Raw genomic sequence first — 16651 nt, forward strand, 5'->3', positions numbered from 1 at the left:
GTCTACTCCTTACTACTGGCTGGAGACAACGCCAAAGCTTGTACCCAAGGACGATGGCTTTCTTTGCTGATAATTTCGTTTTTGAATCGGATCATTGTGACTGCGCCGAAGAAAAAAGCGAACCCCAAAATATTCAACAGCAACGGCCAAAGCATATCGTTAGATATCGACGGTTTGGCGAATTTTGTGATCGTTGCGCCTTGGTGCAAGGTATTCCACCATTCAACAGAAAAGTGAATGATAGGAAGGTTAATCACGCCCACAATGGCCAGAATACCGGCCGCTTTAGCGCCTGTCTTTTGGTCATCAAATGCGTGATAAAGTGCGATTACGCCAAGGTATAAAAATAGAAGAATCAATTCAGAAGTTAATCGTGCATCCCATACCCACCACGTGCCCCACATTGGCTTACCCCATACCGCACCAGTAACCAGTGCAATAAAAGTGTAAACAGCGCCGATAGGTGCCATTGCCGCTGCTGCCATGTCCGACAAACGTAATTGCCAAACAAGACCAATAAAGGCTGCGATTGCCATCGACATATACACACCCATCGACCAAATTGCCGAAGGAACGTGGATGTAGATGATCCGGAAACTGTCTCCTTGTTGATAATCAGAAGGCGCATACGCTAACCCCCAGATGGTACCAGAGACTAAAAAGACGGCGGCCAAGATGGAAAACCAGGGCAGAAGCTTATCGCTTAGCCGGTAGGCTTTCTCGGGCTTGGCATAGGGATGTAGCCATTTCCACATGGTTAAGGTCTCACTCTTACTTCTAGGGCTTCCTTTTTTAAGACGGTTAGGTCTTTGGAAGTTGTAATATTAATTATTTATATGTGTTACTTAAAAAGCTGTAGCACATTCCTGACACTTTAACGGAATGTTAACTAAAAAAACTTGTTCAATATCAATTGACGCTTATGCGCAATGATGCACTTATCGCAAAAGGCGTTAGCGTTGCTGCACCAGCCAGCATTGCCCCCAGTATGGCAATTTGACCGTTATACGCGACCCCCAAACCAGCTGCATCTATCGCTGAGGTCGCAAAAATCAGTATCGGGATATACAGAGGCAATACGAGTAAACTCAAAAGAACGCCACCTTTCTGTAATCCAACAGTAAGAGCAACACCTATTGCGCCAATGAAACTTAATGTTGGCGTCCCCACTAGAAGCGTTAAAACCACGGCACTCCAAGTATTAAAGTCTAGAGACAATAAGATTGCCAGCAAAGGGCTAATGAGTATCAGCGGTACTCCGGTCAAAATCCAATGCGCGATAACTTTTGCCATTACCGCCAACGGTAAAGGTACAGGCATCAACATCATCTGTTCCAGTGCTCCATCTTGAAAATCATCTCGAAAGAGTCTTTCTAATGACAGCAATGCAGACAATAACGCTGCAACCCAAACGACGCCGGATGATATTCTTGCAAGTAAATTTGGCTCGGGACCGATACTTAAAGGAAATAAAGTAACGACGATAATGAAAAACCAAAGTGGATTAAGAATGTCTGCCTGACGACGAAAGGCAATGAGTAGTTCACGCCTTATTATTGATATCATTGCTCCGGTCATTAACTACTCGCCCAATTTAATTTTTCTGAGAAGAGGGTTGTCTGCGAACATATCCTGGTGAGTGGTTAAGAGCACCATCCCTCCTTTTTGCGCATGAGAGACAAATAGCGATTCTAGTACTTTAACACCCTGCTTATCGATTGCAGTTAGCGGTTCATCCAATATCCAAAGAGGGTGCTCGCTAAGCCATAGTCTTGCTAACGCTACTCGCCTTTGTTGCCCTGCTGACAATTTACCAACGGGTATGTCTTCCCTTCCTGCAAGACCGACTTGAGCTAACGCTTTCCATAATGCATTTTTGTCTTTCAATCCTTGATGGACGTTCATATAGAATTCAAGATTTTCTTGTGCACTGAGCTCTTTTTTAACACCCGTTTGGTGCCCTAAAAAGAGAAGATCGGAATGGTACTCTTCCCTTGAAGAAAATATGCTTTCACCTTTCCAGCATATAGAGCCTTCTTCAGAATCTCCCAGACCGGCTATGATGCGCAACAGTGTTGTTTTTCCTGTTCCATTTCGCCCTTCAACCTGGATTAAATCACCTGGGTTAACCTCAAAAGAAAGCGCTTCGAACAGCACTCTTTCATCACGGACAGCAGTAAGATTGGATACGTCTAACATGGTAAATGTCTTGATTTTATTAAGGGTATATCTTAGCACAATGCTAAATGCACTAAACAGGATGCTCCGCCAAGATTCATGAAAGAGCGTAAAAAAACATTAATCAAAACTCATATTTTTATAAATATGCCTGATAGATCATATAATTTTCAGAATAGAGAGGCGTTATTTGCCGGGATAATCGGGGATATACAAAATGGGAGACATCATAAAAAAAGGAGCCAATGGCTCCTTTCAATTATGTAGAAGTATCTTTTTGATCATTTTACGTTTTTTTGAGGACGCCTTTGATCTTGTCTTCGACGCGGAGCGGTTCGACCACTAAGGGGAGGAACTTTTTCTTTGCCTGCTATCTTATTTTGCAAAGACATCATTAGTTCAGCTTCAGCTTTAGGTAACTCGCACTCTTCAATAAGTTCGTTTATACCGGCACCCAATTGAACCATCTTGCTCGCTCGGGTGTACAATCGACCATCATTATCAGTATGTTCAATCTCGGTAATACGCTCGTTTAAGTGCTGAATTATATCCTGCTGCTCTGCCACTTTCTGCCCAAGCCCGACCATTACGGATCTCACTTCAAGCAATTGTTTGTTCGTCTTTTGAAGTTCTTTCTCTAAAGCTCGAACCTGTTGGCGCTGCTGATCTACTTTTTTACGACCACTTTTCCGAATTCTGAGGAAAAACAATACCAGTAATAAGGCAACTAAAACGGAGCCACCTGCTACAAAAGGTAAAACAGAATACAACTCATCGCTCATTATAGGTGAGCCATTTCATCCCATTCTTCATCAGAAAGAAGCTTGTTCAAATCAACCAAGATTAGAAGCTTGCCATCGCGGTTGCTCACACCTTGGATAAATTTAGCACTTTCGTCAGTACCAACACTTGGAGTAGTGTCGATTTCAGAAGAACGTAGATAAACAACTTCAGCCACGCTATCGACAAGAATACCGATAACCTGACGCTCAGATTCGATAACAATAATACGAGTATTGTCAGTGATCTCACCTTGCATTAAACCAAAACGAGAACGAGTGTCGATAACAGTAACAACGTTACCACGCAAATTGATAATACCTAACACGTAATCTGGTGCGCCAGGAACAGGAGCAATTTCCGTGTAGCGTAAAACTTCACGAACTTGCATTACGTTGATACCGTAAGTCTCATCTTCTAGCTGAAACGTTACCCACTGCAGAACCTCGTCGTTAACTTGGTCTTTTCTTACTTCTACTTCATTAGCTTGAGACATGTTTTATCCTCATCTGTGTCGCTACCGACAATTCTACTACTAACTGTCTAATGCTTTGACATCCAGCCCGGCATTGAGCATGGAAACTAACTCTTCTACATGAATTAAAGCACACATTTTCTCTTTAACCATGCCTGCCAACCAAGGTCGCTTACCTGCGCTTTCACGCCAGCGAACCTTTTCCGGCTCTAACCACTCGGTGCCCATCAATTGATTAGCAGCGAGCCCCCAATGGCTTTCGCCCAGCATTACAATATATTCATAATTCTCACGATGAGAATCATCAACCAGCTTTTCCGACATAACCCACCTAGCTGTATCGACAACATCAAGCTGTTCTTTACGGCTGGTTTGTAAACCTAAATACCAATCAGGTCGACCAATCAGGTGATTCAATTCTTCGTTCTTGCGATGAATCCCGCCTAGTTCGTCTAGCGGCACCGCAAAAGTCACGTTATTTACATCAAAGTAGAGTACTTGGAACGCCTCATGCCTTGCGACTGTGTGCCAAGTATCCTCTGCACCACCACCTGTTTCAGTTTGAGCCTCAACTTCGGTTGCTACTTCAACCTCTGGCTCTTCGACCTTATCTTCAACAATAGGTCTTTGTACTTCAGGTGCACTCTCTACTTTGGTAATTTCAGGCTCATCGACATTTATCTCTGGCTCTGAAACGACGATCTCAGGTTCTGCAATAGCGATGTCTGGCTCAGCGATTGCTACGTCTGGCTCTTCAACCGCCCACTCTTGAATTTCATCTGGCTCAAACTGAGTGGCAACCTCTTCAACAGCGGTTTTATCGACAACTGCAACTTCAGGCTCTTCGGCACTGAGTGTCGCAATCTCGACTGTGTTTTGACCGATTAATTCATCAATTTCCGGTTCATCAGCAATATTGGTTGATTCGAGTTGGCTCAACAAACGTTGAACATCTTCCAAATCCGGTGCTTCAAATTCGTTGTATACCGTTTCAGTATAGGACGGAATAGGCTCGGGTTGTACTTCAGGTTGAGGGTCGAGGTTAAAACTCTCTTGCTCCGACTCCAACTCTTCAGGCGATTCAGCTATTGACGGCGATTCTACAGAATACTCTGCAGATTCAGAAAGTGGTATATCATCCTCAGATGCGACATCGCCATCTATATCAGTATCCGGTGTGTCTACAATTGCAGAGTCTGATGGATTGACCGATTCTACGGACGTCTCCTCTGTCACCCTTGTTTTGGCATCAAGTGCTTCTGCTTCCGCAGACGACAACAACCCCTCTTCATCAAGAAGTGAGGTAAAATATTCATCTAAAGCCTGTTCGCTAGAAAGCACTGAATCTTTAATCATCGAAAGCTAACCTCTCGAGATAAAGTAATAGCTGCTTATAAGCAAAAACGCCACGACTACCTGATGCAAAGTGTGAGGCAGGGAGGTGTTTTAAACTCGCATCTCTAAATTTTGTATCAATAGGGATAGCGGAAGGCCATACCTGATTTGGATAACCTTTCTTTAGCTGAGTTAGTGTCTGCAATGAGGCATTAGTGCGTTTGTCATACATCGTAGGAACAATTGTGGTCTTGAATGGATCTGGGCGTGACTTCTGCATAATTGCCAATGTGCGAACCATTCTCTCTAGCCCTTTCATGGCAAGGAATTCAGTTTGAACTGGAATTAATATTCTATCACTTGCCGCAAGCGCATTAACCATCATGACACCAAGAATAGGCGGACAGTCAATAAGCACATAGTCATATTCATCTTGAACAGACATTAGCGCTTTCTTTAGAATTAGCCCCATTCCACTCCGGTTACCCATAACACGGTCCAATGTCGCTAATGACATATGCGCTGGAATGATATCGATATTTTCGATATCCGTACCCAGTATCAAGGCTTGAACAGTCGATTTTTCAACTTGTCTTAACTGAAAAAGATCAAACAAACTCGAGGGGACTTCATCGGAGTCGTAACCCAAATAAGTTGTTAACGATCCATGCGGATCGGTGTCAACCAATAGCACTCGGTGACCTTGTTTGCTTAACAACCCAGCAAGAGTAACCGTAGTCGTGGTTTTTCCCACTCCACCCTTTTGGTTAGCAACGCTCCAAACTACCACATTGGCTCCTTAGGATAGTCCAACTTCGACCAGAATACGCTCTGCAATTCGATCCAGAGGCAAATCTTCTGTCGATAAGCCCGCTTTTGCCACAGCCTGTGGCATGCCGTATACCACACAGCTCTCTTCATCTTGTGCCCAAATGGTCGCACCAGCGGTTTTAAGCATCCGTGCGCCTTCACGACCGTCTGCCCCCATGCCGGTTAGTACCATAGACAACACTTTGTCTTGGTAGATTTTTGCTGCGGAACCGAAGGTTACATCCACACAAGGCTTGTAGTTCATCCGCTCACCACCATCGATAATTCGAAGTTTTGCCGACCCAGGGCGACCATCGATCATCATTTGCTTACCGCCAGGCGCGAGGTACGCACAGCCAGGCTTTAAGATGTCGCCATCTTCCGCTTCTTTTACCTGGATCTTACACAAAGAATTTAGACGAGCGGCAAATGCAGCAGTAAACGTAGCAGGCATATGTTGTATAAGAACAATCGGGTGCGGATAGTGACCAGGCAATTTGGTCAAAATCTTTTGTAGAGCGACAGGTCCTCCCGTGGAAGTACCAATCGCAGTAATTTGATATTTTTTACCCGTTGCTCGAAATTTGGCACTCACCGGTCGACTGCGTTCTTGTGCCGGAGCAGGAGCCGATCTTTGCAATGCAGAAGCCGCTGGACGTGCAGGTGTACGCGCAGTCGCGCCAGTCGATATACTGCTTTCTGATGCGCCGCCAATTGGACGACGCATAAACGCACGTTTACGCGAAATTTCTTGTACGCGCTGCTGCAATAAAGTGACAGCTTCATCACGATTACGAGCAATATCTTCGAATTTCTTAGGAAGAAAATCCAAAGCCCCTGCATCAAGTGCGTCTAGAGTAGCCTTGGCACCATCATGAGTAAGCGAAGAAAACATCAAAATTGGCGTTGGTTGCGCCTTCATGATTTCACGAACAGCCGTGATGCCGTCCATGACGGGCATCTCGATGTCCATTGTGATTACATCTGGTTTTATTTTGATGGCTTTTTCAACAGCTTCTTTACCATTGACGGCCATATCCACTACTTCTAGGCGCGGATCTGAGTTGATAATTTCACTTACGCGTCTGCGAAAAAAGCTCGAATCATCAACTACTAATACTCTTACCGCCATATTATCCCTTCAATTAAATATGCGAGCGAGTGGCATATTTCTTCAATAAGTTTGGTACATCTAGAATCAATGCAATATGACCATCACTGGTAATTGTCGCACCAGCCATACCCGGTGTACCTTGCAATAATTCATCGAGTGGTTTGATAACCACTTCTTCTTGACCTATCAAAGAGTCCACGACAAACCCAACACGCTGACTCCCCAGCTGAACAATAACAACATGCCCATGGTTTGATTTTTTCTGTCCATCAGAACTACTTGGAACAAGCCAATGCTGAAGGTAGAACAGTGGAATCGATTTTTCTCGAACAATGATCGTAAGTTGACCATCGACGGTGTTAGTTTTGCTCAAATCTAGATGGAATATCTCGTTTACACTTGCTAATGGTAAAGCGAATGGTTGTCCAGACACGCCTACCATAAGTGTCGGCAGGATAGCTAGGGTCAACGGAACCTTGATGGTGATCTTGGTGCCTTTACCCATTTCGGAGTCAATATCAATAGACCCGTTTAAGGTATTGATCGCGGTTTTAACCACGTCCATACCTACACCACGCCCCGAAATATCCGAGATTTCTGTCTTGGTCGAAAATCCTGGCATGAAGATGAGGTTATAACACTCTTTAGGAGACAGTCGTCCCGCTGCATCCGCATCCATCAAACCGCGATCAACAGCGATGCTTCTGAGTTTGTCGGCGTTCATACCGCCGCCATCATCAACAATACTCAGTTCAATATGATCACCTTCCTGCGATGCAGAAAGTATCACTTTACCTGTACGCGACTTACCATTTTCGACACGGACATCAGGCATTTCTATACCATGGTCAACCGAGTTACGAACTAAGTGAATCAATGGATCAGCGAGTGCCTCAACCAAGTTTTTGTCTAGGTCAGTCTCTTCACCACGCATTTCAAGAACAATATCTTTCTTCAAGGTACGTGCTATATCACGTACGACTCGAGGGAAACGCCCGAATACTTTCTTAATAGGCTGCATTCGAGTTTTCATTACCGCACCTTGGAGGTCTGCAGTAACAACATCTAAGTTAGCGACAGCTTTCGACATTTCTTCGTCGTTGCTATTCAAACCTAAACTAACCAATCGGTTACGAACCAATACAAGTTCACCAACCATGTTCATGATGTCATCCAATGTTGATGTATCAACACGAACTGTTGCGTCAGCTTGAGGCTTCTTAGACTCTTTTGCTGGTGTCTGGGCTTTCGCTGGCGCGGCGGGTTTCGCTGCGGCAGGCTTCTCAGCAGGTTTAGGTGCTGGTTTAGCGGCAGGCTTCGGCTCAGCTTTTGGCGCTGGTGCTGGTTTTGGTGCTGCGGCAGCCGGAGCTACTGGGTTTGTTGCTGCTTCAAGTTCTTCAGGAGACGGTCCTTTACCAGAACCATGAAGTTGATCGAGCAAGTTCTCAAATTCATCATCTGTCATTAAGTCTCCGCCGATACCAGCAGAAGGCGCTGCTGGCGCAGGAGCAGCTGGGGTGACAGGAGCTGGGGCAGGAGAATCAGATGCGCCACCTGTAGGGCTGCCACCTGAGCCATGCAGCTCATCGAGAAGCTTTTCAAACTCATCATCGGTAATGTCATCACCACCAGATGCTATATCAGCAGCTGGAGTTGGGGCTGGTGCTGGCGTACTACTTGAAGCTGATGGTGAACCTTTACCATGCAATTCATCAAGCAAAGCTTCAAACTCATCTTGAGTGATTTCATCAATTGACCCTGTATCAGTGGAATCACTTGAAACAGGTGCAGCTGGCGTTTCCACTACAGGCTCAGGAGCCGCGACTGGAGCAGGTTCTTCAGCAGCTGGGGCAGCTTCATCGGCACTTTCAGGTTTGCACAAACGATGAAGCTCTTCGATTAATACTGGGTCTGCAGGCGTAAGCGGCTGTCTCTCTTGAACGGCTTCGAACATGATGTTCACAGCATCAAGTGCTTGCAGAATAGTATCCATCAGCTCAGCACTTACAGATCGCTGGCCATTACGTAAAATGTCGAAGATATTCTCCGCACCGTGACAAACGTCTACCAGCTCGGTAAGAGCCAAAAACCCAGCACCGCCTTTTACGGTGTGGAAACCACGGAATATTGCATTCAACAGATCTTTATCGTCTGGATTGTTTTCCAGTTCTATTAACTGCTCTGAAAGCAGTTCCAGGATCTCACCAGCCTCGACCAAAAAGTCCTGTAGAATATCTTCGTCTAATTCGTAACTCATATATAACCCCTAGAAGCCAAGACTCGACAGCAAGTCATCAACATCGTCTTGTGAAGCGACAGCGTCTTCACGCTCGTGAGCGTTAATAATTGGGCCTTCTGCTTCGGCACCATTCTTCGCTTTGTCCTCTTCGTGCTCGTCTGTTTGTTGCTCAACACCAAAGGCCGTCAAAATTTCGACAAGTCGGTCTTCTACCTCACGAACTAAGGTAATGACACGTCGGATGATTTGTCCAGTAAGGTCTTGAAAGTCCTGAGCCATAAGAATTTCCGTTAATTGGCTTCTTAACTCAGAGCTATCCCCTTCTACCTGGGTCATCAGTTCATCGATTCGATGGCAAAGAGATTTAAACTCATCCAGCTCAATACGCCCGTTCATAAGCCGGTTCCATTGAGGGCGAACCAGCATTAAATGCTCATGCAGGTTGTCTGCCATTGGAAGAGAACGTTCGACCGCGTCCATAGTTTTATTTGCAGCGGTTTCCGTTTTTTCTATCACATACTCTAGACGATCTCTCGCATCAGGGATCTCATCTGTAGCGATTTCATTCATTCGCTGATCGACTTTGAATTGCGTTAAAGAATCGTGCAATTCCCGAGTCAATGTTCCAATTTCATGGATCACTGGATTCTCGATAGTCTTTGAAATAGATTTGACGAGATCGTTAGCTTCTTGTTGCTTGTCGCCTTCCAACAAGCTAACCAACTCTTTCGCTTGCTCTAAAGAAATCATTCTACTTTTGCCCTTTCAACGCCTCTGTATGTGTGTTTGTTATAAGCGTAATAATGGCTTTACAAACGCTCGAAGATTTTATCTAGTTTTTCTTTCAGCGTTGCAGCAGTAAAAGGTTTGACGATGTAGCCATTAACCCCTGCCTGTGCTGCTTCGATAATTTGCTCGCGCTTGGCTTCAGCAGTAATCATCAAAACAGGAAGGTGCTTAAGCTCATCATCAGCTCGAATATTCTTAAGCAGGTCAATGCCTTGCATACCAGGCATATTCCAATCCGTTACGACGAAGTCAAATTCGCCTTTCTTGAGCATTGGTAAAGCGGTAAGACCATCATCAGCTTCCTGAGTGTTGTTGAAACCCAGGTCACGAAGTAGGTTCTTAACAATACGGCGCATTGTTGAAAAGTCGTCAACAATGAGGATCTTCATGTTTTTATTCAAAATTGCCTCCACTGAGGTCGAAGTCAGTGTTATTACTCGTTAATTGTCCACGCACTAAGCTTAGCTCGTAAACGTTGCATAGATTGGCTATGTATTTGACTAACGCGAGATTCGCTGACATCTAATACTTCCCCAATTTCTTTTAAATTTAGCTCTTCATCGTAATAAAGCGAGAGAACTAGGGCTTCCCTTTCAGGAAGAGTTTTAATAGCTTCAATAAGGGCATGTCGGAAAGATTCGTCTGCTACCCCTTTGAATGGTAGGTTATCTTCGGACGCTTCGTGTGGAGATATTGCATCTTCTGACACACCAAGGTCTTCAATTCCTACCAGTCGAGAACAGTTTATATCAGTTAGCGCATTATGGTACTGTTCTAGCGACATATTTAAGTGTTTGGCTACTTCTGCATCAGTTGGATCACGGTTTAATTGTGATTCTAGCTCATTTATCGCCTGACTGATGCTTCGATTGTTCTTATGTACCGATCTTGGTACCCAGTCACCACGTCGCATTTCATCTAACATAGCGCCGCGAATCCTAATACCAGCATAGGTTTCAAAGCTTGCGCCCTTACTTCCATCGTAGTTTTGCTGAGCTTCAATTAACCCTATCATTCCTGCTTGAATCAAATCATCCACCAATACACTAGGTGGCAATCGACCAATGAGATGATGGGCAATTCGCTTTACAAGATCGGAGTAACGCTCCAAGAAAGCCGATTGGCTTCCTGGGTTACCAAATTGATCGTATGTCAGCGCCTTAGTCACCAAAAGGCTCTCCTGCTACTTCTCTGTTATTAAGTAAGCGTTCAACAAAAAACTCTAAATGTCCACTCGGAGTTTTAGGAATTGGCCAAGTTAATGCTTTGTTTGCTAACGAACTGATAGCCAATGCAGCCGGAGAACGCGGAAATGCGTCCACCACAATCTTCTGCTTTTTCACCGCCTGACGTACTTTATCATCAAGAGGGATACAAGCGACGAGCTCGAGACTAACATTGAGAAATCGTTCTGTGACCAAGGTCAATTTTGCAAACAATTCTCGCCCTTCACGGTAACTTCTTACCATATTGGCTACAATTTTAAAGCGTTGAACCTGATGTTCACGACTTAATAGTTTAATCAATGCATAGGCATCTGTAATGGATGTAGGCTCGTCACACACCACAATCAAGACATCTTGAGCTGCACGTGAAAAACTTACGACCATATCTGAAATACCTGCCGCGGTATCAATCAGAAGTACATCCATATCTTCTTCAAGAGAACCGAAAGCACGAATTAAACCAGCATGTTGGGCTGGTGACAACTCTGTCATGCTTTGAGTACCCGAAGTAGCTGGAATAATTTTCACACCAAAAGGTCCTTCGACCATGGCGTCTTTCAGCTCGCATTCTCCAGCCAATACATGCCCTAGATTTCTTTTTGGCCGAATACCTAGCATTACGTCAACGTTGGCTAATCCGAGATCGGCATCCAACACTACAACCTTTTTGCCTTGACGCGCCATTGAAAGTGCTAAACCAAGTGTGACATTTGTTTTACCAACACCGCCTTTACCGCCAGTAACCGAAATTACTTTAGTAAGAGTTGGTTGCGTTAAGCGACGGAGGCCGCTGGCTTGATCTTGTATCATATTTTTATTCATAGTAGTCCGCCGCTTAAAGTCCTTCCGATTCACTATTCCAATAGTGAGGCTCATCTTCCGCTGACTTCTCTAGCAACTCATTTGCTTTTGCAAGCATATACTTAGGTTGAGCTATCACAATATCCTCTGGCACCCTTTGTCCGTTGGCAATGTAAGCCACAGGGATGGCATTTTGAATAACCACGCTGATAACCTCTCCTAAGCTCAGGGATTCATCTAACTTGGTCAAAATACAGCCAGAAAGAGGAATCCGTTTAAAATGGTCGATGGTTTCTTGCAGCACTTTTCGCTGTGCTGTTGTAGGTAAAACGAGATAGCTGCTAATCACTTCACCGCTTTCCTGCATTAACGTATCTAGCTGTTCGGAAAGTCGTACATCTCTCTGTCCCATACCAGCTGTGTCAATTAAGATAAGCCTTCGATTTCTAAGCTGATATATGACTTCGGCAAGTTGTTCAGAATCTTTAGCAACTCTTACCGGACAGCCCATAATTCGACCATAAATCGACAGTTGTTCGTGTGCACCGATACGATATGTATCTGTTGTCACCAACGCAACGTTATCGGCACCGTACTCCATGGCAGCTCGCGCGGCCAGTTTTGCTACAGTTGTTGTTTTACCCACACCTGTCGGTCCGAGCAAAGCCACAACGCCACCGCGTTTTAAAATATCTTCACGGGGAATGGTGACTTGATCTGAAATCAGACCTAGCAAGGCTTTCCAAGCATGTACTGGTGGGGTGTCTTCAGGGATGTAGCATGCCATTTGATCTGCAAGCTCCTGAGAAACCCCCATTCGCTCCAATCGCTTTATCAACATGGCTCTTAGAGGCTCACGACGCTCAACCTCTTGCCACATTAATCCAGAAACTTGGTGCTCTAGTAGACGACGAATAGACGTCATTTCTTCACGCATGTTCTCCAGTTCTTCTGGATTTCCATTGTCGCGCGTATCGCGTTCGCCTTTATCGTATCGAGTCGGATCTAACTTAGGCGCGCGCCTGTCTGTGGAAGAGTCATCTTTGAGTAACCGAGATAACCCTGACTCTTCGGCAAGCGAGCGTCCAGAGGCACCCATTCCAGAAGGTGCAGAAGAACGACGGCGATCGTAAGGTTCTGAGTCTTTGTTTGAAGATTGACGCTTTAAGAGCGCTTCTAATGAATCTGCTTCTGTGCTTTTTTCTGAATCAGCTTCTTGGCTGTACTGCTTTAGCATGTTGGCAAAACGGCGAGTCATTGAACCGCTACCCTCGCCTATGCTTACTTTGTCATCTTTTAGTTCTCTTCTCGGAGACGACATTTGTGAATAGTCGTTTGAGCTCCGAGAAGCGCTAGAATCTCTATTTCCATTTTTTGCCGCGCTGTCGCCGTCGATCGCCGCAACTATTTCGACGCCGCCAGTCACTCGCTTGTTAGACATGATCACAGCATCCGATCCAAGTTCTTCTTTCACTTGAAGCAGCGCACCGCGCATATCTTTGGCAAAAAATCGTTTAATTTTCAAAATCGCTTTCCAAATCTAACAATGTTTAGTTTCCGACGGCCTGAACAATTCTAATTTGCTTTTCATCCGGTATTTCCTGATAGGAAAGTACTCTTAAGTTCGGGATGGTGTTCTTCACAAATTTTGCGAGTGTTGTTCTTAATACACCTGATGTCAGTAATACTGCTGGCTCACCCTTGAGCTCTTGGTCATGTGTGGCTTGGCTCAACGAGGACTGCAATCGTTCTGCTAATCCTGGCTCAATGCCTGCCGACTCTCCACCTGACGCCTGCATAGTTTGATGCAATATTTGTTCCAACTCTGGAATCAAGGTGATTACTGGCAATTCCGGCTCTATCCCGTTGATTTCCTGCACGATTAGTCGTTTCAGCGAAATTCGAACCGCAGCAGTGAGTATGTCGGGTTCTTGACTCTTTGATGAATACTCGGACAGAGTTTGAACAATGGTGCGAATATCTCTGATAGGAATGGCTTCATTGAGCAAGTTTTGTAGCACTTTGACCACCACACCAAGTTGAAGCTGGTCCGGTACAAAGTTCTCGACCAATTTAGGTGCATTTCTTCCCAGCATTTCCAGTAGATTTTGGACTTCTTCATGGCCAATTAACTGCGAAGCATTGTTTGTGAGTAGCTGGCTCAAGTGAGTCGCAAGTACTGTTGACGAATCGACAACGGTATAACCTAGAGCCTGAGCGGTTTCTTTCTGATCGTCTTTCACCCACACGGCTTCTAAACCAAATGCAGGGTCAATGGTGGCTTCACCCTCTACGACGCCATAAACTTGACCGGGGTTGATCGCCAACTCTTGATCGGCACGAATTTCGGCTTCGCCTACTGCCACGCCCATTAACGTTATGCGGTAACTGTTTGGCGGCAGTTCGAGGTTATCGCGTATGTGGACAGCAGGTATGAGGAAACCAAAATCTTGTGATAACTTTTTACGGACACCTTTTACACGCTCAAGCAGTTCTCCACCTTGGTCTCTATCAACTAGCGGAATTAAGCGATAACCGACTTCCAAACCAATCACGTCTACAGGCTGAACATCGTCCCACGACAGTTCTTTCTGAGAAACAGGCTCAGCTTCTTGTTTCGCTGGAGTCTTCGGTTTATTCGCTTCTTCTTTCTGTTTTTTATTGATGTAGTAAGCACCACCGCCCGCAATGATAGCCAGCAGTAGGAAAGCAAAATGTGGCATTCCAGGCACGATACCCATAACCCCTAATATGCCCGCTGTGATCATGAGCGCTTTCGGGTTATCGAACATCTGGAACACCATTTGTTGTCCCATATCTTCGTCAGTATTTTGGCGAGTCACCATTATTGCAGCGCCAATCGAGAGCAAGAGTGACGGCAATTGAGCGACCAAGCCGTCACCTATGGTTAGCAATGTATAGATTTGAACTGCATCACCAAAATTCACATCGTGCTGGATCATACCGATGGAGAGACCACCGATGATGTTGATGAACAAGATCAAAATACCAGCAATGGCATCACCTTTTACAAACTTTGACGCACCATCCATCGAACCATAGAAGTCAGCTTCTTTGGTCACTTCAAAGCGCCGAGTTCTGGCTTGATCCTGATCGATAAGCCCTGCGTTCAAATCGGCGTCAATCGCCATTTGTTTACCTGGTAATGCATCCAAAGTAAATCGAGCACTTACTTCTGAAATTCGCCCTGCACCTTTGGTAACAACCATGAAGTTAATGATCATCAAAATAAGGAAGACAACCAAACCAACAGCGTAGTTACCCCCAATAACAACGTTACCAAAGGCTTCGATTACATTACCTGCCGCGCCTGGTCCTTCGTGACCATAGAGCAAAACAACACGAGTAGACGCCACGTTGAGCGCAAGCCTCATAAGAGTCGCGACCAGCAGGACCGTAGGAAACGCCGCAAAATCAAGAGGACGACGAGTGTATACCGTCACTAACAAAACGACCATTGCGAGCGCAATATTGAACGTGAACATTAAATCCAGCAGAAACGGAGGCATAGGCAACACAATCATCGCGAGTGTCGCGAGGACCAGTACCGGAGCCCCTATTGCGGGCATTGCTCGATTACTCATATTGGGCAGTTTTTCTGCAAATGGCAGGTTCAATTTCATAAGAAGCTAAATAGAAGATTTATAAGTTAAAACGCAAGGTGAAGGCTATTATGCAAATTCCAGTCCATTTGAATAGTCAAAAATTTGTCTTATCGGTAGATAGCGAGAGTATTGAATTATCAATGTCTTAAGTCTGGTGGAATCGGCATGTTCTTCTCTTTTAGAGAAGGGCGTTCTCCGCCTCGTTTTCGGAACTGCTTCAACTGGAATACATACGCAAGTACTTGAGCCACCGCTGTAAATAGACCGTCAGGAATTTGTTGTTCCAGCTCAGTGGAATGATAAAGTGCACGAGCAAGTGGTGGCGCAGGGACGACGTAAATATCGTGCTCTCTGGCGATTTCTCGAATTTTTAACGCGATATGATCGGTACCTTTTGCGACCACAATTGGCGCTTTGTCGGTTTTTTGATTGTAGCGAAGCGCAACAGAAAAGTGCTCTGGGTTGGTAATAATCACATCGGCCTGTGGAACATCTGCCATCATCCGACGCTGCGCCATTTCACGCTGAAGCATTCTAATGCGCCCTTTCACCTCTGGCTTACCTTCCGTCTCCTTGAATTCGTCTTTCACTTCCTGCTTAGTCATTTTTAACTGATTCGCGTGCTGCCATATTTGGAAAGGAATATCGATGGCCACCACAACCAGCAATGAGCAGCTAATAAGCAATGTGAAGTTAAGCAGAATATCCAAAGCGTGGAATATATTGGCTGGGAACAAATCTAAACTCAGCTGAAACAGGTCTTTACGGGACGCTTGTATCAGGTAAAACGCAACACCCGCGACCAAAAGCACTTTCAAGATTGATTTAATCAATTCAACCCAACTCTGCATACCGACCATTCGTTTCAGGCCACTAAGTGGGTTCATTTTAGACGCTTTTGGCATCGCAGCTTCAACAGAAAAGCTGATCCCCCCCACTCCAGCAGCACCTGCTAAGGCTGCCACAAAGAGAGTAATCAAAATCAAAAGGAGAGGAAGTATCAGGTAAACCATGGCTCCGAAGATGATCTCGATGAGCTTACCAAAGTCATAGATTTCTTCTCGGCTCAAAGAGAATAGGCGTGACATCACCGTGAACAGCCCTCTTGCGAGAGATTCACCAAACCACATTAGCGCCACAGACCCAATCACTAAAACAGACACGGAAGCAAGTTCCTTAGAGCGGGCGACTTGCCCTTTTTCTCTCGCCTGTTTTAGCCGCCTGGGCGTGGCGTCTTCTGTGCGTTCCTGACCGTCTGATTCTGCCAAAAAAGCCTCC

The 16651-nt window shown here is 45.2% G+C and carries 16 protein-coding genes; all 16 read right to left on the minus strand.

The features are described from left to right. Nucleotides 1-2 precede the first annotated feature (2 nt). Nucleotides 3-755: a heme ABC transporter permease gene (locus tag CW749_RS13865; protein WP_101112751.1), complete on the minus strand. Its 753-nt coding sequence runs from the start codon at nucleotides 753-755 to the stop codon at nucleotides 3-5. A gap of 154 nt (nucleotides 756-909) precedes the next feature. Then, a complete protein-coding gene (gene ccmB, locus CW749_RS13870) occupies nucleotides 910-1578 on the minus strand; it encodes a heme exporter protein CcmB (protein WP_101112753.1) in 669 nt (222 codons plus the stop codon). A 3-nt stretch (nucleotides 1579-1581) separates the two neighbouring features. Further along, the gene (gene ccmA / locus CW749_RS13875; RefSeq protein ID WP_101112758.1) at nucleotides 1582-2199 is read right to left on the minus strand and encodes a cytochrome c biogenesis heme-transporting ATPase CcmA; all 618 of its coding nucleotides are present in this window, start codon (nucleotides 2197-2199) and stop codon (nucleotides 1582-1584) included. Nucleotides 2200-2459: 260 nt separating this feature from the next. Beyond that, entirely contained in the window at nucleotides 2460-2960 is a 501-nt protein-coding gene (locus CW749_RS13880; RefSeq protein WP_101112762.1) for a DUF2802 domain-containing protein, read from the minus strand. Further along, complete coding sequence (locus CW749_RS13885) at nucleotides 2960-3454, minus strand: chemotaxis protein CheW (protein ID WP_101112766.1); 495 nt, start codon at nucleotides 3452-3454, stop codon at nucleotides 2960-2962. The genes CW749_RS13880 and CW749_RS13885 overlap by 1 nt, the downstream gene beginning before the upstream one ends. Nucleotides 3455-3493: 39 nt before the next feature. Then, nucleotides 3494-4789 (minus strand): chemotaxis protein CheW, encoded by a 1296-nt coding sequence (locus CW749_RS13890; RefSeq protein WP_101112771.1) that lies wholly within the window; start codon nucleotides 4787-4789, stop codon nucleotides 3494-3496. Beyond that, nucleotides 4782-5558 carry a ParA family protein gene (locus tag CW749_RS13895; protein WP_101112776.1) on the minus strand — a complete coding sequence of 259 codons (777 nt, stop codon included), beginning with the start codon at nucleotides 5556-5558 and terminating at the stop codon, nucleotides 4782-4784. The genes CW749_RS13890 and CW749_RS13895 overlap by 8 nt, the downstream gene beginning before the upstream one ends. Before the next feature lie 9 nt (nucleotides 5559-5567). Beyond that, nucleotides 5568-6710, minus strand: a complete 1143-nt coding sequence (locus CW749_RS13900) for a chemotaxis response regulator protein-glutamate methylesterase (RefSeq protein WP_101112781.1) — start codon at nucleotides 6708-6710, stop codon at nucleotides 5568-5570. 13 nt (nucleotides 6711-6723) lie between these two features. Beyond that, nucleotides 6724-8949, minus strand: coding sequence for a chemotaxis protein CheA (locus tag CW749_RS13905; RefSeq protein ID WP_101112786.1), 2226 nt, complete (start codon nucleotides 8947-8949; stop codon nucleotides 6724-6726). Nucleotides 8950-8958: 9 nt separating this feature from the next. After that, on the minus strand, nucleotides 8959-9681 hold the full coding sequence (locus CW749_RS13910) for a protein phosphatase CheZ (RefSeq protein WP_101112791.1): 723 nt from the start codon (nucleotides 9679-9681) through the stop codon (nucleotides 8959-8961). 59 nt (nucleotides 9682-9740) lie between these two features. Next, a complete protein-coding gene (cheY, locus tag CW749_RS13915; RefSeq protein ID WP_000697871.1) occupies nucleotides 9741-10109 on the minus strand; it encodes a chemotaxis response regulator CheY in 369 nt (122 codons plus the stop codon). A 44-nt stretch (nucleotides 10110-10153) separates the two neighbouring features. After that, on the minus strand, nucleotides 10154-10888 hold the full coding sequence (locus tag CW749_RS13920; protein WP_101112942.1) for an RNA polymerase sigma factor FliA: 735 nt from the start codon (nucleotides 10886-10888) through the stop codon (nucleotides 10154-10156). Next, nucleotides 10881-11768, minus strand: a complete 888-nt coding sequence (locus CW749_RS13925) for a MinD/ParA family protein (protein WP_101112794.1) — start codon at nucleotides 11766-11768, stop codon at nucleotides 10881-10883. The genes CW749_RS13920 and CW749_RS13925 overlap by 8 nt, the downstream gene beginning before the upstream one ends. A 13-nt stretch (nucleotides 11769-11781) precedes the next feature. After that, nucleotides 11782-13272: a flagellar biosynthesis protein FlhF gene (gene flhF / locus CW749_RS13930; protein WP_101112799.1), complete on the minus strand. Its 1491-nt coding sequence runs from the start codon at nucleotides 13270-13272 to the stop codon at nucleotides 11782-11784. Between the two features lie 25 nt (nucleotides 13273-13297). Further along, complete coding sequence (flhA, locus tag CW749_RS13935; RefSeq protein ID WP_101112805.1) at nucleotides 13298-15391, minus strand: flagellar biosynthesis protein FlhA; 2094 nt, start codon at nucleotides 15389-15391, stop codon at nucleotides 13298-13300. A gap of 119 nt (nucleotides 15392-15510) precedes the next feature. Then, complete coding sequence (gene flhB / locus CW749_RS13940; RefSeq protein ID WP_101112811.1) at nucleotides 15511-16641, minus strand: flagellar biosynthesis protein FlhB; 1131 nt, start codon at nucleotides 16639-16641, stop codon at nucleotides 15511-15513. Between the last annotated feature and the right edge of the window lie 10 nt (nucleotides 16642-16651).

Source organism: Vibrio sp. vnigr-6D03 (assembly GCF_002835515.1).
Classification (GTDB): domain Bacteria; phylum Pseudomonadota; class Gammaproteobacteria; order Enterobacterales; family Vibrionaceae; genus Vibrio; species Vibrio penaeicida.